The 19,769-nt window shown below is 69.0% G+C and carries 13 protein-coding genes; 7 read left to right on the plus strand and 6 right to left on the minus strand.

The features are described 5' to 3' along the window. Window positions 1–45: 45 nt before the first annotated feature. The 3 genes from AB0F86_RS24580 to AB0F86_RS24590 are packed head-to-tail and all read right to left on the minus strand — an operon-like array spanning window position 46 to window position 1,841. On the minus strand, window positions 46–987 hold the full coding sequence (locus tag AB0F86_RS24580) for an RluA family pseudouridine synthase (protein WP_356985950.1): 942 nt from the start codon (window positions 985–987) through the stop codon (window positions 46–48). 48 nt (window positions 988–1,035) lie between these two features. Beyond that, window positions 1,036–1,614, minus strand: a complete 579-nt coding sequence (locus AB0F86_RS24585; RefSeq protein WP_225281840.1) for a putative glycolipid-binding domain-containing protein — start codon at window positions 1,612–1,614, stop codon at window positions 1,036–1,038. A 35-nt stretch (window positions 1,615–1,649) separates the two neighbouring features. Next, window positions 1,650–1,841 (minus strand): hypothetical protein, encoded by a 192-nt coding sequence (locus tag AB0F86_RS24590; RefSeq protein ID WP_067491136.1) that lies wholly within the window; start codon window positions 1,839–1,841, stop codon window positions 1,650–1,652. A gap of 180 nt (window positions 1,842–2,021) precedes the next feature. Between AB0F86_RS24590 and AB0F86_RS24595 the strand changes: the two genes are divergently transcribed. Then, window positions 2,022–3,860: an ABC transporter ATP-binding protein gene (locus tag AB0F86_RS24595; RefSeq protein ID WP_356985949.1), complete on the plus strand. Its 1,839-nt coding sequence runs from the start codon at window positions 2,022–2,024 to the stop codon at window positions 3,858–3,860. After that, complete coding sequence (locus AB0F86_RS24600) at window positions 3,857–5,593, plus strand: ABC transporter ATP-binding protein (RefSeq protein WP_356985948.1); 1,737 nt, start codon at window positions 3,857–3,859, stop codon at window positions 5,591–5,593. Before AB0F86_RS24595 ends, AB0F86_RS24600 begins: the two co-directional genes overlap by 4 nt. Before the next feature lie 50 nt (window positions 5,594–5,643). Here AB0F86_RS24600 and AB0F86_RS24605 read toward each other — a convergent pair whose 3' ends face one another. Beyond that, a complete protein-coding gene (locus AB0F86_RS24605) occupies window positions 5,644–6,063 on the minus strand; it encodes a TIGR03667 family PPOX class F420-dependent oxidoreductase (protein WP_356985947.1) in 420 nt (139 codons plus the stop codon). Window positions 6,064–6,126: 63 nt separating this feature from the next. Continuing rightward, a complete protein-coding gene (locus tag AB0F86_RS24610) occupies window positions 6,127–6,834 on the minus strand; it encodes a siderophore-interacting protein (protein WP_067641069.1) in 708 nt (235 codons plus the stop codon). A gap of 105 nt (window positions 6,835–6,939) precedes the next feature. Here AB0F86_RS24610 and AB0F86_RS24615 point away from each other — a divergent pair, with 105 nt between their 5' ends. Further along, window positions 6,940–8,214: a SidA/IucD/PvdA family monooxygenase gene (locus AB0F86_RS24615; protein WP_356986026.1), complete on the plus strand. Its 1,275-nt coding sequence runs from the start codon at window positions 6,940–6,942 to the stop codon at window positions 8,212–8,214. 120 nt (window positions 8,215–8,334) lie between these two features. Here AB0F86_RS24615 and AB0F86_RS24620 read toward each other — a convergent pair whose 3' ends face one another. Beyond that, complete coding sequence (locus AB0F86_RS24620) at window positions 8,335–9,009, minus strand: GNAT family N-acetyltransferase (protein ID WP_356986025.1); 675 nt, start codon at window positions 9,007–9,009, stop codon at window positions 8,335–8,337. 254 nt (window positions 9,010–9,263) lie between these two features. On the opposite strand from AB0F86_RS24620, the gene AB0F86_RS24625 reads away from it, so the two are divergent. The 4 genes from AB0F86_RS24625 to AB0F86_RS24640 are packed head-to-tail and all read left to right on the plus strand — an operon-like array spanning window position 9,264 to window position 19,749. Beyond that, on the plus strand, window positions 9,264–10,016 hold the full coding sequence (locus tag AB0F86_RS24625) for an alpha/beta fold hydrolase (RefSeq protein WP_356985946.1): 753 nt from the start codon (window positions 9,264–9,266) through the stop codon (window positions 10,014–10,016). Then, on the plus strand, window positions 10,013–11,326 hold the full coding sequence (locus AB0F86_RS24630) for a polyketide synthase (protein ID WP_356985945.1): 1,314 nt from the start codon (window positions 10,013–10,015) through the stop codon (window positions 11,324–11,326). The genes AB0F86_RS24625 and AB0F86_RS24630 overlap by 4 nt, the downstream gene beginning before the upstream one ends. Then, window positions 11,319–14,576, plus strand: a complete 3,258-nt coding sequence (gene nbtC / locus AB0F86_RS24635) for a nocobactin polyketide synthase NbtC (RefSeq protein ID WP_356985944.1) — start codon at window positions 11,319–11,321, stop codon at window positions 14,574–14,576. Before AB0F86_RS24630 ends, nbtC begins: the two co-directional genes overlap by 8 nt. 13 nt (window positions 14,577–14,589) lie before the next feature. Beyond that, complete coding sequence (locus AB0F86_RS24640) at window positions 14,590–19,749, plus strand: amino acid adenylation domain-containing protein (protein WP_356985943.1); 5,160 nt, start codon at window positions 14,590–14,592, stop codon at window positions 19,747–19,749. The last annotated feature ends 20 nt before the right edge of the window (window positions 19,750–19,769 follow it).

The following is a 19,769-nucleotide window of genomic DNA, read 5'->3' on the forward strand; positions in this document are numbered from 1 at the left end:
CGGTCGAGTGTACGGATTTATTACAGAAGGGAAACGGTCCGTGAGCTACTCGACAGCCGATCCGGACCAACCCGGCAAATCGTGCCACGCCTGCAGAGTTCGCCGCGATTCGAATCGCCGGGGCACGCGACTGATCGGGTCGGTGAATTCGAGGGTGGCCGCCAGTAATTGCAGGGGCCGCGTGTAGTCGTCGACGGATTTGTCGGTGACGACCGGATAGAAATCGTCGCCGAGGATCGGTACGCCGAGGCTGTTCATATGCAGCCGCAGTTGGTGGGTGCGCCCGGTGTGCGGCCGCAATCGGTACCGGCCGAGCCCGTCGCGATGCTCGACGAGCTCCACGTGGGTCTCGGCATTGGGCACTCCGGGCACTTCCTGCGCGGCGAGCACATGCTTTTCCTTGATGATCCGGCTGCGCACGACCCTCGGCAGCTCCAATGTGGGGTCGTAGGGCGCGATCGCCTCGTATTCCTTGCGCACGGTCCGGTGCCCGAACATCGTCTGATACGCCCCGCGCACGGCCGGATTCACCACGAACAGGATCAGTCCGGCGGTCACCCGGTCGAGGCGGTGCGCCGGGATCAGGTCGGGCAGGTCGAGTTCGCGCCGCAACCGGACCAGCGCGGTCTGCAGGATGTGCTGGCCGCGCGGAATGGTCGCGAGGAAGTGCGGTTTGTCGATGACGAGGATGTCGTCGTCGCGGTGCACGATGCCGATCTCGAACGGTACTTCCTGCTCCACGGGCAGGTCGCGATGGAACCAGACCGCACCGCCCGCGACGTACGGCGCGTCGGGCGCGAGCGGCCCGTCCAGGTCGACGATCTCGCCCGCGCGCAGCATCTCGTCGATGCGCGCCGGATCCACCCGCGGCAACCGCTCGACGAGGTGGTCGCGCACGGTCGCCCAGTGTCCGTCCTCCGGGAGACGGAGCCGGGCCGGGTCGAGGCCGTGCCGCTTGGGCAGCGGCGGCTGCTGCCTGCGTCGCATACCGACAGTCTCGCCGCCGGACCACCCGGCCCCGCCACAGGCCCCCGTTCAGACCGTGCGCCGGGCCAGATCCGGGTAGTCGAGGATCAACCCCGCATCGTCGTAGGACAGGGTGGCGCGGTAGTCGAAATCCGACGAGGTGTAGTCGAAGCGTGGCCCGTCGTCGCCGTCGGTGGCCCGGCGGTAGTGCTGCGGCAGTCGCACCGTCTTCAGGTCGGCGGCGCGGATGTAGACCGCGGGCGCGTCGGCCGAGTCGCCGATGTCGAGTGCCAGCCTGCGCACCGGGAGCGAGTTGGTGAATACCGATGCCTCGAGGTCGACGTCGAGGCACCCGTCCAGTTCGGGTGCGGTGGCACCGTCGACCTGCCAGCGTCCGAGCCCGTCGGAGTGCACGGTGAGCGTGCGCCTGCCGTCGGGATAGCGTCCGGTGATCTGCGCCGAACGGGTGTGCCAGCTGCCGTCGAGCCGCAGCCGGTAGTCGATCACCCAGACGGCGCCGTCCTCGGTTCCGGTGGCGCACCCTTCGACGAGCACGCCACGATCACCGTCGCGGAAATACGTCACTTCGAAACCGGTTCGCGCCTGGTGCTGTATCCAGGCGGCCGATGGGGGCAGGTGAGTGAACACGACTGGGGCATGCCCCGAAATTCGGGTATCAATCCTCAGCCGGCGCGTTGATCCAGAACCATCAATTTCGCCTCGACGAGAATCTGGCGCGCACGCCGCCGCACCCGGCACAGGTCGACGCTGCATTCGAGGTGTATCTGCATGGCCCGATGCGCTTGTTCGGGTGTCATATTCCCGGGGTCGGTCCGGCAGTCCGCAATTGCCGAAATAATTGACGTGACAAACATTTTCGCACTCCCACCGTGTCGATGGATAACAAGGTAGGAGCAAATTACGCCCGATTCGGTGCGATATCGCCGGGGTTGACTGGCAGTTCACGCAACCTTCCCCACCCGGCCACAACCACTCAACTTAGGCTAACCTACATCGGCAGAGCTTGCTGTGGACAGGTCGAGAGGGCAGAACGTATGACGGTGCAGGTAGCGCCGCCGCCGGGGGTGGAGTCGGGCAACCGGCCGTCCAAGGCGGCCGCGAAAGCGCAGAAGCAACGAGAAGCGCAGGCGCGCAAGGACATCCTGGCCCCGGTGGCGGGCATGCTCACAGCGGCGAGCCTGATCGTCGGGGTGGCTTCGGTGTGCAGCGTGGTCCCGTTCCTGCTGATCGTGCAGGCGTGCCGGGAACTGCTCACGACCCCGGTCGACACCGACCGGGTGTGGTGGCTGTTCGGCGCGGCCGTCGCGGTGCTCGTCCTGCGAGCGCTGCTGCAGGCCGTCGCCCTCACCTGGTCGCACGCGGCCGACGCCGGCTACCAGCTCACCCTGCGCCGTCTGCTCGCGGCCAAGCTCACCCGGGTGCCGCTCGGTTGGTTCGGCGAGCGCAGCTCCGGCGAGGTGAAGACCTATCTGCGCGACGATGTGGAGGCACTGCACTATCTGGTCGCGCACGCGCGGCTCGAGTTCGTCGGCGCGCTGGTGGTTCCGCTGGTCACCCTCGGGTATCTGTTCACCGTCGACTGGCGGCTCACCCTGGTGCTGCTGATCCCGCTGATCGCCTACTTCGTGCTGTTCGGCCGGATCATGGACCGCGACGGTCGCGACCGCCTCGCCGTCTACACCCGGTGGGAGCGGCGCACCGCCGAGGCCACCATCGAGTTCGTCGACGGCATCCAGGTGGTTCGCGCGTTCGGTCAGGCGGGCAAGGCGCACAGTGAGTTCCAGGCCGCCGTCGACGGTCAGGTGAATGCCGCGCACCGGTTGAAGATGCCGATCATCCGGGTGCAATCGGCCTCCGACATCGTCGTCACGCCGGTGTTCGTGATGCTCGTCGTCGTGCTCGCCGGGCTGGCGTTCGTCGGCGCGGGTTGGGTGGAACCGCTCGACCTGCTGCCGTTCCTGCTGGTCGGGCTCGGTATCGGTAGCTCGCTGCTCGGCCTCGGTTACGGGTCGCAGGCATTGCGGGCCGGTGGGGCAGCGGCGCTGCGGTTGCACGAGCTGCGCCAGACGCCGGAACTCGAGATCGCCGAGTCGATCGGTGACGTGCCGGTCGAGCGCGGTGTGGTCCGCTTCGAAAATGTCGAATTCGGTTACCGCACAGGCCACAACGTGTTGCGCGGCATCGATCTGGAACTGGCGCCGGGCACCATCACCGCGCTGGTCGGCCCGAGCGGTTCCGGCAAATCCACCCTCGCCAAACTGCTGCCGCGTTTCTACGACGTCGGTGCGGGCCGAATCACCATCGACGGTCGCGATATCCGCGAGTTCAGCAGCGAAGCGCTGTATCGCACGGTCGGTTTCGTGTTCCAGGACGTGCGCTTGATCCGCGGTTCGATCCGCGAGAATCTGCTGCTCGCCCGACCCGGCGCCGACGACACGGCCATCGAACGAGCCGCCCGCGCCGCCCAGATCCACGACCGGATCGTCGCGCTGCCACGCGGATACGACTCCGAGATCGGTGTGGACGCCACGCTGTCCGGCGGTGAGGCACAGCGTCTTTCGATCGCCCGCGCCCTGCTGGCCGACACCCCGGTCCTCGTCCTGGACGAGGCGACGGCCTTCGCCGACCCCGAGTCGGAGGCCGCCGTGCAGGACGCGCTCGCCGCGCTGGTCGCGGGCCGCACCGTGCTCGTCATCGCGCACCGCCTGCACACCGTCACCGGCGTCGACCGAATCCTGGTGCTGGACAACGGAACTCTCGTCGAACAGGGCACCCACGACGAACTGCGCTCCACGGGCGGGCTGTATCAGCGCCTGTGGGACATCAACGAGGCCGCGCTCGGCACGCTCGCCCTGGTGGAGGAAACACGATGATCCGCAAGGTTTTCCGCCTCGTCCCCGGCGAGTTCGCCCCGCTCGTCCCGCGTCTGCTGGCCGCCATCGTGCTGCAGGCCGTGTGCCAGGCCATCGCGTACCTGTTGCTCGTCCCGTTACTCGAGGCGCTGTTCGGCGACGACCTGAGCGGCGCGTGGGCCTGGGCACTCGGCATGACCGCGGCCGTAGCAGGCGTGGTGGTGTTCGGCTACCTGCAGGCCGTCATCGGTCTGCGCATCGGCCTCGGTATGCAGCGTGGGCTGCAGACCCGCCTCGGCGACAAGCTCAACGAACTGCCGCTCGGCTGGTTCGAAGGCCGTGAGGCAGGCCCGCTCTCGCGGGTGATGGTCGAGCAGGTGCGCGAGATGCAAGGCCTGATCGCCTATCTGCTCACCAAGGTGCTCACCGGTGTGATCGTTCCGGTGGTCGTCGCGCTCGGCATGCTGTTCATCGACTGGCGCATCGGTGTCGCGATGCTGCTGGCCGCGCCGGTGCTGTACCTGGTCAACGCGGTCGCCAACCGCGCCTACACCGGTGCCGACGCACGGCTGCACGAGGCGGCGGCCGAAGCCGATTCGCGGGTGGTCGAATTCGCGCAGGCCCAACCGGTGCTCCGCGCGTTCGGCGCGGTCGGCACCGGCAACAAGGCGCTCGAGGCGGCGCTGGTCCGCCAGCGTGGCGCGGTGCGCAAGATGATGGTGGCCACGGTGCCCGGCCTGATCGTGTTCGCCCTGTTCGTGCAGGCGGTGTTCCTCGTGCTCGCCTACCTCGCGGTGGTCCAGGTAACCGACGGCACCATCTCGGCCGTCGCCGCCATCGCCCTGATCGCGGTGAGTTCGCGGTTCATCGAGCCGGTGAACCAGGCCGCCCAGCTCGGCGCCGCGCTGCGGTCGGCCGCCTCGGCCGCCGACCGCATCACCGAACTGCTGGCCGAGCCGACCCTGCCGATGCCGACCGAGCCGGTCACGCCCGGTGCGCCCGCCGTCGTCTTCGACAAGGTGAGCTTCGGCTACCGCCCCGGCGAACCCGTGCTCAGCGACCTGACCTTCACCGTCCCGGCGGGCACGACCACCGCCATCGTCGGGCCGAGCGGCGCGGGCAAGACCACCCTGCTGCGCCTGGCCGCCCGCTTCTACGATGTGGATTCCGGCGCGGTCTCGGTGAGCGAACACGATGTGCGCGAGCAACCGTCGAACACGCTGCTCGATCAGCTCGCCCTGGTCTTCCAGAACGTCTACCTGTTCAACCGCTCGGTGGCCGACAACATCCGCATCGGCAAACCCGACGCGAGCGAGGACGAGGTGCTGCGCGCCGCCCGTGCCGCGCGGGTCGACGAGATCGTCGACCGGCTGCCCGACGGCTTCGACACCATGGTCGGCGAGGGCGGTGCGTCGCTCTCGGGCGGTGAGCGCCAGCGGGTGTCGATCGCCCGCGCCTTGCTCAAGGACGCCCCGATCGTGCTGCTCGACGAGGCGACGAGCGCGCTCGACCCGCACAGCGAGGCCGTCGTGGTGCGCGGCATCCAAGAACTGGCGAAGGACAAGACCGTTCTCGTGGTCGCGCACCGCTTGGCGACCATCGCCCACGCCGACCAGATCCTGTTCCTCGACGGTGGTCGAATCGTCGAACAGGGCACGCACGCAGAGCTGCTCGCGCTCGACGGCCGGTACGCCGCGTTCTGGAACGAGCGGGAGCGGGCGTCGGGCTGGCGGCTGGAGCCGGTACCCGCCTGAGAACGACGACGGGCGCGACGGGTGTTCCGTCGCGCCCGTCGCTGTCGGGATCAGAAGCCGCGCAGGTGATCCGGGGTGATGTGGATCGGGACGGAGTAGGTGTCGAAGAACTCGTCACGCGTCATCTCGATGTCGACGAAGCCCCTGGTGTATTTGCTCGCGAACGCGGCGAGCGCGTCGTCGCTCACCGGTTCACCGACTCGGGCCGAGCCGGTGAACACGGCCACCTCGCCACCGCTCGAGCTGCTGTTGAAATTCAGCGAGGCCCGCGGATTGCGCGCCAGGTGCTGCAGCCGCTTCGCCTTCGGCATCGTGTAGATCAGGAAGGTGTCCTCGCGCCACAGGAACCACACGGGGTTCGGCTGCGGGGTGCCGTCGGCGCCGATGGTGGTGAGCCAGACGACGTGCTCGTCGGCCAGTCGTGCGGCGACCGTCGCGCCGAGCGGGGTACTGACGTCGAGAACGGACATGGAGACCTCCTCGGAGTAGGAGATCCCCAGTCTAGGACCGGCGCCCGTTCGGGCGCCGCGTTCTCACTTCCAGTAGGCCTGGTACTTGATGGCCGTCTTGGGCAGAGCGTGGTGGGTCTTGAGGGTCTTCACGATCGAGCGCGTGGTGTGGCCGTCGCAGGCGACCCAGGCGAAAGCGTCTGCGGGGCAGGTCATTTCGTTCGCGGCTTCACGCAGCAGGCGGCCGTCGTCGATGCGCTGCACCCAGGTGACCGTGTGGTGCGGCTTGTTGTGCACGGGGATCGTCGTGTCGGATTCGTACTGCCATTCCAGCCACACTCGCGCGGGGGTGTCACCGATGGCGTCCAGTAGCGAGTTGATAGCCGGGAGCGAGGCGGTGTCGCCGAAGACGACGTACTCGCTGGGGGTCTGCTCGGGCAGCTGGAAGTCGGAGCCGAGGACGCTGGCGTCGAGCGGGTCGCCGGGCTTGGCGCGGCGCGCCCAGTTGGCGGCGGGTCCGTCGTGCAGCGCGAAGTCGATGCAGACGGTGTCCTCGGCCGGGTTCTGGTTCACCAGGGTGTAGCCGCGGTGGTGCAGTTTGTCACTGTGCTCGTCGGGAATCCACAGGCGGATCCACTGCGTGGGGTGCACCGGGTTGTCGGCCAGCAGCCCGCCCGCGGTGAAACTGATCCGCACGAATTTGTCCGTGATCTGCTCGTTGGCAGTCACCGTGAGGCGGTAGTCCGAGCCACCCCAAGCCTTGACCATCAGGCCGTTGAATCCCTTACCCATGAACGTTAGGTTAGCCTAACGACACTTACTTGTCTGCCCCCGGTGGATAAATAAGGTAAGCCTATGCAACTATGGGCCGTGCTTGAGAGAGTGGAGAACGAACCGGTGCAAACCCTGCTGGTGGTCGGTGCGGGGCCGAAAGCCCTTGCGGTAGCGGCCAAATCGCATGTCCTGCGCTCGCTCGGCCTGCCCGCGCCACGTGTGGTCGTCGTCGAGGCGCATGCGGTGGGTGGCAACTGGTTGCCCACCGGTGGCTGGACCGACGGGCAGCACCGGCTCGGCACGAGCCCCGAGAAGGACATCGGCTTCCCGTACCACTCCACCTGGGCGCGCGGTCGCAATCGCGAGATCGACCGGGCCATGTCGGCCTACAGCTGGACCTCGTTCCTCATCGAGCACGGCACCTACGCCGAGTGGATCGACCGCGGCAGGCCGAGCCCGCAGCACCACGTGTGGGCGAAATACCTGCAGTGGGTGGCCAAGTCGATCGACCTCGAGCTGGTGATCGGCCGTGTCGAGCAGATCCGCCACGACGACCGCTGGCAGGTCCGCGTCGTCGACGCCGACGGCGCCGCCACCGAACTGAGCGCCGATGGCCTGATGATCACCGGCCCCGGCCGCAGCAGCCGCGCCCTGGCCGAACACCCGCGCGTGCTGAGCATCGCGAAGTTCTGGGACCTGGCGGGCAAGCGCAGTCTGCCCGCCGCCTCACGGGCCGCGGTGATCGGCGGCGGCGAGACCGCGGGCTCCGCGCTCGACGAACTCGTGCGCCACGAGATGCTCACCATCTCGGTGATCTCGCCCATGGCCACCATCTACACCCGCGGCGAAAGCTATTTCGAGAACTCGCTGTTCAGCGATCCGGTGAAGTGGAACGCGCTGAGCATCCAGGAGCGTCGTGACGTGATCCGGCGCACCGATCGCGGTGTGTTCTCGGTGCGCGTGCAGGAAAGTCTGCTCGGCGACAGCCGGGTCCACCACCTGCAGGGCCGGGTCACCAAGGTCGTGCCGGCCGGTGATTCGCTCGCGCTCACGCTGACCAACGAACTGCGTGCCGACCAGGTGCACAACTTCGACCTCGTCGTCGACGCGACCGGTGGTCAGCCGCTGTGGTTCCTGGAGATGTTCGATCAGCAGACCGCCGATCAGCTGGAACTGGCTGTGGGCGGCCCGCTCACGCAGAACCGCATCGAATCGTCGATCGGCTACGACCTGGCCGTCAACGGGCTGGCGAGCAAGCTGTACCTGCCGAACATGGCCGCCATGGCGCAGGGCCCCGGCTTCCCGAACCTCAGCTGCCTGGGCGAGCTGTCGGACCGAGTGCTGCGCACGGTTCCGGCGCGCAGCCACGTTTCCGCAGCGCAGGCAGTCTCACGCTGACCCGTGCGGTGAGTTACCCACTGATCTCGCGAGAACATGGATAACTCACCGGGGAACGGGCGACCGTGACCCTCGATCTCGTCTGGCCGCCAACGCAAATCGCGCCGCGCCTGGCCTGGCCTAAATTCGCGGGGAGACGGGAACAGGCAGATCCGCCGGGGTGCGCGGGACCGTGTACAGGAAGATGCGGCGGTCCGGGCGGACGTCGAACTCGCCGATGCTCTGCCAGCCCGACTTCTCGAGGCTGCGCCGGATCGGTTCGTTGCGATGGTCGGGATCGCCCATCATGCGACGGCAGTCGGGGTTGGCCGCGAACACGGCGGCGGGCAGGATCGAGATCCAGGCCGACATGATGCCCTTGCCGATCACCGCGGTCTCGGCGGTGGCGATGTGGAAGGCGATGTCGCCGGCGTCGGCGTGGTAGAGCTTGCCGATCTCGTCCTTGGCGGCACGGTAGAACTCGATGTAGGCGACATCGACCACGCCCTTCTCCGGTTGACCGATCACCGCGAAGTCGAGGCTGAGAATGCAGGGACGTGAATAGGTTCCGGCCAGCTGGGTGCGGAAATTCTCGCGACGGCGCTGCGCGTCCCAGTCCTGCTCCCAGGACTCGAGCAGGTGCGGCCGGGCCATCCACTCTTCGAGCATGTCGGGGTCGGTACCGTCGGGATCGGCCATCCGCAGAGAGAAGGGCGCCTCGAACACCGGCAGGTTCGGCGCGGGGGCGGCGGCTACGTCAGCGGGCAGGTCTGTCTGCTCGCGGGGTAGCGCGGTGGGGGTCCCGGCGGGGTTCATCTGCTGGGTGCTCCATTCCATCGTTACCTTGGTCACCTCGATTGGTAAGGCTAGCCTATACTAATGGGTTGATGCTACTGTTGCCCGACCGATCGCCCGGTGGTTGCCGGAGCGCGCCCGGAGCTGGTTCGGGCTCGGCGGCAACAACATTCGCCCCGGTCCCGGACGACTGCGCCGGGTAGGCCCGTGTCCGGGCCCGGCGAGAGATAGTGCGAAACGGCCGCTGCTAGGCGCGGTCGGTGAGGGAGAGCGACATGGCAAGAGAACTCGGCTGGATCAGGCAATTCCAGGCCCCCCGAACCGACTTCCTACCGCCACTGATCGTCTTCCCGCACGCGGGCGCGGGCGCATCGGCCTACCGGGTGTTCGCCAAGCGTATGGCGCAGGACTTCGACACCGTGATCGTGCAATACCCCGGCCGTCAGGACCGCCTTCGTGAACCGGCCGCCGAGACTCTGCCCGAACTGGCTCGCGGCGCCTTCGAGGCCTTCCGTGACTCCGCGCGCAACACCGGCGCCCCGATCACCGTGTTCGGCCACAGCATGGGTTCCATCGTGGCCTTCGAATTCGCCCGGCTCGCCGAGGCTGCCGGGTTGTCCGTGCGTTTGCTGGTGGTTTCCGCGGCCGCCGCGCCGCAGCGGATCGCCGAGCTACCTGGTCATCCGACCGAGGACGAGGAATTGCTCGACCACATGGCCGCCCTCAACGGAACCGGCGCCGACGTGATGGCCAGCCGCGAGGTGATGCGCATGGCGCTGCCCGTGCTCAAAGCCGACTACCGCGCCTTCGACGCCTACTCCTGCGATGCCGGCGTGCGCGTCGCCGCACCCGTGCTGGTGCTCGGCGGTGACGACGACCCGTTCGTCGGCCCGCGCGACCTCTACGGCTGGGACCAGGCCACCACGGGCGAGGTGGAAGTGAACCTCTTCGCGGGTGGGCATTTCTACGTCGACGAGAACATCGACGGCATCGCCGAGGTGCTGGCCGGACAGGCGCTGACCCGATGAGCGTGGATCCCATCGTCATCGTCGGGATGGGAATCGAGGCCCCCGGCGGCATCGAAACCCTGCCGGACTTCTGGTCCGCGCTCGCGGACGGCCGGGAATTGATCGGCCCGTTCCCGCGCGACCGCGACTGGGCGCTGGCCGAACTGTTCGCCCTCGGCAGGCTCGACGGCTGGGCGCCCGTGCGCGACGCAGGTGGATTCCTGGACGGCGCGACGGAATTCGACGCCCAGTTCTTCGGCATCACGCCGCGCGAGGCGGTCGCGATGGACCCGCAGCAGCGGGTGGCCATGCGGGTGGCGTGGCGCGCGCTCGAGCACGCGGGCATCAACCCCGGTGCGCTCGACGGTGATCCGGCCGGTGTCTTCATGGGCGTGTCGATCACCGAATACGGTCCGCGCGCGGCGGGTGTCAACGAGTACAGCGGATACCGGGGCACCGGCACCGCGCTCGGTGCGGTGGCCGGGCGGATCTCGCACGGGCTCGGCCTGGTCGGTCCGTCGATCAGCGTGGACACCGCGTGCGCGTCGTCGCTCACCGCCGTGCATCAGGCCGCGTCGGCGATCCGGGCGGGGGAGTGCGACTGGGCGCTGGCCGGCGGGGTGTGCGTGATGGGCACGCCCGGCGCGTTCTACGAGTTCTCCAAGAACAACGCCCTGGCCACCGACGGCCACTGCCGTTCCTATGCCGCCGACCCGACCGGCACCCTGTGGGGTGAGGGCGCGGGCGTGATCGTGCTGGAACGAGAGTCGCGCGCGAAAGCGCTCGGGCATCGGATCTACGGACAGCTGCTCGGTTCCCGCGTGAACCACAACGGCGCCGGTGCGCCGATCGCCGTGCCGAGCGCGGACGCACAGCAGCGACTGATCGAGGCGACCGTGGCCGCCGCGGGGGTGAGCGTCGACGATATCGGCCTGATCGAGGGCCACGGCACCGGAACCGCCGTCGGCGATCCGCTCGAATTGACCGCGCTCGCCGCGACTTACGGCAACCCTGATCGTTCCGATGCCCCGCTGCTCGGTTCGGTGAAGTCCAATGCCGGTCACGCGCAGGCGGCCTCGGGCATGCTCGGGCTCATCAAGGTGCTGTTGTGCGCCGAGCACGGCACCATCGCGCCGAGCCTGTGGGCGGACCAGCCGACCACCGATATCGACTGGAGCGCAACCACTTTGCGTTTAGCGGCCGAGGCGACCGAGTGGAAGCCGCGCCCCGACGGGCTGCGCTACGCCGCGGTGTCGTCGTTCGGTGTCGCGGGAACCAACGCGCACGCCATCGTCGGCCTGCCGGTGCTGGAGGAAACCAATCATGGCTGAGTACCGTCTGCCCGACGGCAGCGTTCCTGTGCTGCTGTCCTCCGACAGTGCCGACGGGCTGCGTGCCGAGGCCGCCGCCCTGCGCGACTACGTCGACGCGCACCCCGCGGTGACACCGGAACGGTTGGCCGACATGCTGTTCCGCACCCGGCTGCCGCGCCGTCGGCGAGCGCTGATCCTGGCCCGGCCCGCCGTGCACGGAAACGACGCCGAGTCGTCGAGTGAGCTGCGCGCCGCGCTGAATGCGATCGCGACCGGCGCCGAGCACGACACCGTGGTTCTCGGTGACGTCCCCGCGAGCTCTCGCCGCATCGGTTTCGTCTTCCCCGGCCAGGGCAGCCAGCGCCCCGGCATGGGTGCGCTGTTCTACGCGCAATCACCGGCCTACCGCACCGTCGTCGACGAGTGCGCCGCCATCCACCTCGAACGTTTCGGCCACTCCCAGCCGCTGCACTACCTGCTCGGCGACGAGGGGCAGTACGAGGACACGGTGTGGGAAGTACAGCCCGCCCTGATGTTCCACATGACCGGCCTCGCCGCGCTGTGGCGGGCCGCCGGCGTGGCGCCGCAGGCGACGATCGGGCACAGCCAGGGCGAGCTCGCGGCCGGTGCGGTGTCGGGTGTGATGACCCTGCGCGACGCGGTCCTCGCCGTCACCCACCGCGCCCGCCTGGTCGAGCGCATCTCCCCGCGCGGCTACTCGATGGCCGTGCTCGGCATGGACCGCGAATCCTGCGAGGCGTTGCTGGCCAGGCATTCGGGCTGGGCCGAGCTGTCGGTGGTCAACTCACCGCACATCCTTGCCATCTCCGGTGACCGCGAGACCATTGTCGACCTGGTCGCCACCGCGACCGAGCGCGGCCAGTTCGCCCGCGAGATCCGCGTGGCCTACCCGGCGCACACCTCCATCGTCGCCGAACTGCGTTCCGATTTCGTGGACATGCTCGGCGACGAGATGAGCGGTACGCACTTCACCGAATCCGAGATCGACTGCTACGGCGCGACTCTCGGCGCGAAGATCGGCTCCGACCTGAATCACCAGGACTACTGGTACTGGAACCTGCGCAACCGGGTGCGTTTCGACAAGGCCGTGATCGCGGCGGGCAGCGACGGCGTGGACCTGCTGATCGAGGTCGCCGAACACCCCGTGCTGCAGCTCGCCCTGCAGGAGAACCTCGGCCTCGTACCGTCGCGTCCCGGTCTGCCGCAGCGCGACTTCCGTGCCCTCGGAACGTCGCTGCGCACCGCCGAGGGGCTCTCGGAGTTCACCCGTAATCTCGCCCAGGTCGCGGTGCTCGACGCCGGGTACCGCTGGGACGCGCTGCGGGTGCACGACACCGTCACGCTGCCGCTGCGCGATTTCCCGCACACCGTCACCGCCCCGAAGCGGCTCTGGGCCGCCCCTGACGAGTCGGAAACTCCGCCCGAACTCGTCAGCACCACGCCGAAACCCCAACGGCTGATCGAACAGTGGACCCCGCTCCAGCGCCGCACCCTGACCGCCCCGCGCAGCCTGCTCGTCGTGGACCACACGGGTGAATGTGCGGCTCTGGCCGTCGCCCTGGTGAAGGCCGCGGACCGTCACGGTGCCGAGGCTCGGGTGCTCGGCCCGGCCGAACTGAAACCGGCTGTCGGCGCAGGCGCCGAGGCGAACGATCGAGGATCCGCCGCTGATGCGATGAGCTCCGCCGCACCCGGCGAAGAGCATGCCGCACCCGGCGACGCGCGCGGCCTGCCCGACTCGGTGCGCATGCAGCCGTTCGATTCCGTCGTTGTCCTGGTGCCACCGTCGGCGTCCGACGACACCGCGACGGCTGTCGCCGCACTGACCTCTTTTTACGCCGAACGAGGCTGGACCCCAGCGCTTTCCGTGCTGCGTCCGGGCGGGGAGTGCTGGTTGCTGACCGTCGGTGGCGAGGCTGTGCACGAGAGCGATCCGATCCCCTGTCTGTTCCAGGCAGGCGTCGCGGCCGGGTTCCGCAGCGTCGGGATCGAACACCCTGGCACCTTGTTCCGCCATCTCGACCTCGCCGCGAACGATGATCCGATCGCGCAGGCGCCCCGGATCGTCGGCGCGGTGCATTCCAGCGGTGAGGCGGAGCTGGCGCTGCGAGCGGGCAAGCTCTTCGTCAAGCGATTGGTGGTCGACGAGACCGCCGAAACCGGTTCGCTCGCCGAGGGTCTCGATCATGTGGTGATCGTCGGCGGTACCGGTCAGCTCGGTCTCCGTTTCACCGATCACCTGGCGCGCACGAGTACCGGCCGCGTCACCCTGCTCAGCCGCAGCGGTGAAACCCCCAGCCTGGCAACAGAACTGGCGCGTCTGCGTGGCCTCGGTGACACCGAGATCGTCGTGCGGTCCTGTGATGTGAGCGATCCGGAATCGGCGAAGGCCTTCGCCGCCGAGATCGCCGATCGCCCGGCCGATCTGGTGATCCACGCCGCCGTGAACTATGTCGACGCCGAACTCGACCAGGTCACCGCCGAGGCCGTCCACACCGCCGCCCGCGCCAAGCTGCACGGCCTCGACACCCTGATCGACACCGTGCCGCTGACCACCGATTGCCGTGTGCTGCTGTGCTCGTCGATGGCGGCGACCATCGGCGGACGGGGCCAGATCCTGTACGCGGTCACCAACCGCATGCTCGATGTCGCCGCTCGCAGGCTGCGCACCCGTGGCATCGCCGCGGCCAGCCTGCAGTGGGGGCTGTGGAGCGTGGCGGGTCCGCTCGACGACGCCGGGTTCGCCCGGGTGGAAGAGGCGGGCGTGTTCCCGATGGTTCCCGCCGACGCCATCGAGGCCGGCTTCGCCGCGCCGGTGCGCGACGGCATGATCATCGCCGCCGACTGGGACTTCCTGCGCGAGGTGCTCGGCGCGTTCGGTCAGGACAGTGTCCTCACCGGTCTCGAATCGCCTTCCACGGCTTCGGTTGTCACCCGAGCTGTTTCGGTCACTCCGGCTCCGGAGGCCGTGGTCGAGGCAGCGCAAACGCCGGTACAGCCCGACAGCTCTCCGCTCGACCTGCGTGTGCGTACCGAACTGCTGAAGGTGATCGGCGGCGACAGCGCCGAATCCATCGACGCCACCATGCCTTTGGTCGCGCTCGGCCTGGACTCGTTGCAGGCCTTGGACTTCCGCAAGCGCGTGAAGGCGGAGCTGGACCGGGACCTGCCGGTCGCGGCGATTCTCGGCGGCGCGTCGCTCGACGACGTCGTGCAGCTGATGGCACAGAACACCAACCAGGGCTAGGGGCCGAAAGAACATGTCAGACACCGAAGCCACCCTGTCCGTCGCGGAACGCCGCAAGCAGCTGTTACAGCAGAAGCTGCGCGAGCGCGGCATGGCCGCGTCCACCGCATCCGTCGCCGTGCCGCGCATCGCGGCGGGGGAGCGCCGCCCGCTCACGCCCGGTCAGCGCCGCATGTGGTTCCTGCAGACCCGCGACCCGCAGGACACCGCCCTCAACATCTGCGTGGCCTACCGCCTCACCGGCCCGCTCGACGCCGACCGCCTGCACACCGCGTTCGACGCCGTCGTCGCCCGTCACGACATCCTGCGCACCACCTACGGTGTGGACGCCGAGGGCGAACCGTTCCAGGTGTTCACCACCGCCGCCCGCGCCGAGTGGACAACCCACGACCTGACCGACCTCGCCGAATCCGGCCGTGACCTGCGGGTGGAGGTGCTGGCGCAGCGCGAGTTCAGCCGCCCCTTCGCCCTCGGCACCGAGCTGCCTTTGCGCGCCACCCTGATCCGCACCGGCGCCGACCAGCACGTGGTGCTGTTCACCATCCACCACATCTGCTGGGACGACGACTCCTGGGCGGTGTTCTTCACCGAACTCAACGCCGCCTACCGCACCATGCCCGCGCAGGACGACAGCGCGCCCGCGCAGGCCGACGCTGCGCCCGCACAACCCGACGGCATCCCCGGCCAGGCCAACAGCGTCCCCAAGCAAGCCGACAGCGCGTCCGCGCAGGCGGACACCGTGCAGTTCGCCGCGATCGCCCCCACCGCTGAACCCGCGGCCGACGACGTCGCCTACTGGCGCGACGCCTTGCGCCCCCTGCCCGAACCTCTAGAGCTGCCCGGTTCGGCCTCGGCCACCGCGGGCAGGCAGGCGCAGCGCCGCACCCACCGGCTCCCGGCCGACCTCGTCACCCGCACCGAACAGTTCGCGCGCGAACACGCCGCCACCCCGTTCATGGTGCTGCTGGCCGGTTTCGACGCCCTCGTGCACCGCTACACCGCCGCCGACGATTTCCTCGTCTCCATTCCCGTCACCGACCGCCCGGCGGGCACCGAGCAGCTCATCGGCTACTTCGGTAACACCCTGTTGCTGCGCGCGGGCATCGGCACCGGCGACGACTTCACCACCCTCGTCGCCGCCGTCCGCGAGACCTGCACCGGTGCGTTCGCGCGCCGCGGTGTCGGTATCGATCGCGTGGTGCGCGAAGCGAACCCGGACCGCGTCGCCGGTCGCGACGGTCTCGACCAGTTGGTCCGTCTCGGCTTCAGCGTGCGCAAGAGCGCCGACGGTTTCGCCTTCGACGGCGTCACCTCCACCCTGCTCGAACTCGGCGCCGTGAGCGCGCAGGTGCCGCTGGCCTTCGCTGTGGTGCTCGACGCCGACGGCACCGCCGTGGTCGAGGCCGAATACCAGACCGACGTGCTGTCCGACGCCCTGGTCGATCAGTTGCTCGGGCACTTCGGTGTGCTCCTCGACAGCGCATTGCGCGAGCCGACCCGCAGGCTGCGCGACCTCGAGATGCTCGCCGCCGACGAGCGTGCTGCACTGCTCGACCGCTCCCACGGTCTGCTCGTCGACCAGCCCGCCACCACCCTTGTAGCCCTGTTCGAATCAGCCGCTGCCGCATCGCCCGACGCACTCGCGCTGGTCTCCGATACCGCCGAACTCACCTACGCCGAGCTGCACACCCGCGCGAATCGCCTGGCGCACTGGCTGATCGGGCAGGGCATCGGCACCGAGGACATCGTCGGCCTGCGCCTGGGCACCTCGGTGGAGTTCATCGTCGCCGTGCTCGCCGTGCTGAAGGCAGGCGGCGCGTACCTGCCGATCGATCCGGCATACCCGGAAGACCGCATCGAGTACCTCATCGAGGACGCGAACCCCCGATTGTTGCTCGGCGCGGTCGAATTGGCCGCCGCCGAGGAGATGGCGACCGGGCTGCCCGGCTCGGCGCCGACCGATGCCGACCGGTTGCGCCCGCTGCGCCCGGCCAACCTCGCCTACGTCATCTACACCTCCGGCTCCACCGGCAAGCCCAAGGGTGTTCCGGTGCCGCACAACGCGATCGCCGAACACATCGTGTGCTTCTCCGCCGAGTGGGACATGACGCCCGCCGACCGCATGATGCAGTCGTCGTCGGTGAGTTTCGACGCCTCGCTCGCCGATATCGCCATCCCGCTGTCGGTCGGTGCGCAGATCGTGGTGCCGAAACCCAAGCCGTTCCGCGACATCCGCTACGTCGCCGACCTCATCACGCGGCGTCAGGTGACCGTGCTGCACATGGTCCCGTCGATGCTGAGCACCTGCCTGCTGCTGCCCGAGGTGAGCGAATGGCGTTCGCTGCGCCAGGTTCCCGTCGGCGGTGAAGCGCTGCCCGGCGAGGTGGCCGACCGCTTCGCCAACACCCTGGAAGCCGAACTGCGCAACCATTACGGGCCCACCGAGGCCGTGGTCTGCTCGACCTACATGCCGGTGCACGGGCCGCAGGGCACCGGCGTGGTGCCGATCGGCGTGCCCAACCGCAACGTCTACACCTACGTGCTCGACGAGGCGCTGCAGCTGGTGCCCGACGGTGTGGTCGGTGAGCTCTACCTCGGCGGCGATCAGCTCGCCCGCGGCTACCTCGACCGCCCCGCGCTGAGCGCGCAGCGTTTCGTCGCCGATCCGTTCACCCCCGGCGCCCGCCTGTACCGGTCCGGTGACCTGGTGCGCCGCAACAACTTCGGTGAGCTCGAGTTCGTCGGCCGCGCCGACGAACAGGTGAAGGTGCGTGGTTTCCGCATCGAACTCGGCGAGGTGGAAGCCGCCATCGCCGCGCATCCGTCGGTCGCCCAGTGTGTGGTCGTGGTGACCGAGGACCCGGCCATCGGTGCCATGCTCGCCGCCTACGTGGTGCCCGCCGAAGGGTTCATCGACCTCGAACAGATCCAGGCCTTCGCCGCGGCGGGTCTGCCGGACTTCATGGTGCCCAGCGCGTTCGCGGTGATCCCGGAGGTCCCGCTCACGGTCAACGGCAAGCTCGACAAGCGCGCCCTGCCCGCCGCCACCCCGGCCGTCGCGCGGACCCACCGCGCGCCCGCCACGGCCACCGAACGCAAGATGTGCGCGCTGTTCGGCGCCCTGTTCAATCTCGACGAGGTGGGCGCGGAGGACTCGTTCTTCGAACTCGGCGGGCACTCGCTGCTCGCCGCCCGTCTGGTCGCGCAGGTTCGTGCGGAATTCGGCATCGAACTCGATGTCCGCGTCATCTTCGACAGCCCGACGCCCGCCGCGCTCGCCGCGAATCTGGTCGCCCGATTCCTCGCCGAGTTCGACATGGACCTGGATGCGGTCGACTCCGATTTCGACGAGGCAGCCGAACCGGCACCCGCGGCGAGCACCGACGCGGTCGCTCCCGCACAGGCCACCCGCCCCGCGATCGGCGGGCGGCCGCGGGGCGAGCGCATACCGCTGTCGTACTCGCAGCTGGCGATGTGGTTCCAGTACCGCATGGAAGGTGCCGGTTCGGTCGGCAACCTCCCGCTGGCCATGCGCTTCGACGGCCCGCTCGACATCGCCGCGTTGCGCGCCGCGCTCGGTGATGTCGTGGCCCGCCACGAATCCCTGCGCAGCACGTTCCCCGAGCACGAGGGTGTGCCCTACCAGGTGATCCACCCCGCTACCGAGGTCGCGCTGCCGATCAGGAAGATCGCCGCCGACCAGGTGTCGGCCGAGCTGGCCGAGATCGCCCGCTACGCGTTCACCCTCGACGGTGAGCCGCTGCTGCGCGCCGAACTTCTCGAACTCGACGCGAACACCCACGTGCTGTCGCTGCTGGTGCACCACATCGTCGCCGACCACGCCTCCTTCGGTGTGCTGCTCGACGACCTGACCACCGCCTACCGCGCCCGCAGCGAGCAGGGCACCGCGCCTGCGTGGGAGCCGCTGCCGATCCAGTTCGCCGACTACGCCCTGTGGCAGCGCGAGCTGTTCGACCAGGCGGCGCCGAGCGAATTCGCGCAGACCCAGATCGAGTTCTGGCGCGCCGCGCTGGCCGGGGTGCCCGACGAGATCTCGGTGGCCCACGACCGTCCGCGTCCGCCGGTGCTCGGCAAGCGCGGCGAGGTGGTCACGTTCTCACTGCCCGCGAGCGTCCGCTCCGGTCTCGAGGCCCTCGCCAAGCGCAGTGGCGCAACCGAATTCATGGTGTGCGAGGCCGCGGTCGCGACCCTGCTGCACAGGCTCGGCGGCGGCACCGACATCACGCTCGGCACGCCCGTCGCGGCACGCACCGATCCGGCAACCACGAACCTGATCGGGTTGTTCGCCAACATGGTCGTGCTCCGCAACGATCTGTCGGGCGCGACCACCCTGCGCGACACCGTGACCCGTGCCCGCGATGTGGTGCTCGATGCCAACGCGCATCAGGAACTGCCGATCGAGCGTCTCGTCGAGGCACTCAATCCGCGCCGTTCGCGGTCGCGGAACCCGCTGTTCCAGAGCATGATCCACTTCCGCGGCGCGGACTGGGCCCCGACCACCTTGCCGTTCGCGACCTCGGGTGCCAGCACGGTCACCGTGCTGCCCGCCGACTTCGACGTCTCGTTCCTCGATCTGAACCTGAGCCTGAACGTGACCGCCGAGGGCGGCATGGACGTGCGCGTCGTCGTCAACGCCGACCTGTACGAACCGGCCACCGCCGCGCTCATCGCCGACGCCCTGGCCGCGACCCTGCGCGCCTTCGCCGACAACCCGGACCAGCCGATCGCGGACCTGCGGGTACTGCCGCAGGCCGACCTGGACCGGCTGCTCGCCGTTCCGGCGCCGGTCGCCACGACGGCCGCGGCCGGTGGCACGGCCGATTCGGACACCGAGCGCACGCTCATCGCCCTGATCGAGGAGCTCCTGGAGATCGACGACGTCACCGGTGACGACAACTTCTTCGCCCTCGGCGGCGACAGTGTCATCTCCATCCAGTGGTCGGCCCGTGCAGCTGCCCAGGGACTGCCGCTGACCCCGCAGATGGTGTTCGAATGCGCGACCATCACCGAGCTGGCCGCCGCCGTCGATGCCGCTCCCCGCGAGGCGGAAACCGAAGAGCCCGAGCAGGTCACGCACGCGCCGATGAGCGCGTCCGGCCTGGATTCCGATGCCCTGTCCGCCCTCACCGCGGCGTGGTCCGCGCAGGGATGAACAACCCGACATCCTCGCCG

Origin of the sequence: Nocardia sp. NPDC023733, from assembly GCF_040639775.1 — a bacterium.
Lineage (GTDB): Bacteria > Actinomycetota > Actinomycetes > Mycobacteriales > Mycobacteriaceae > Nocardia > Nocardia rosealba.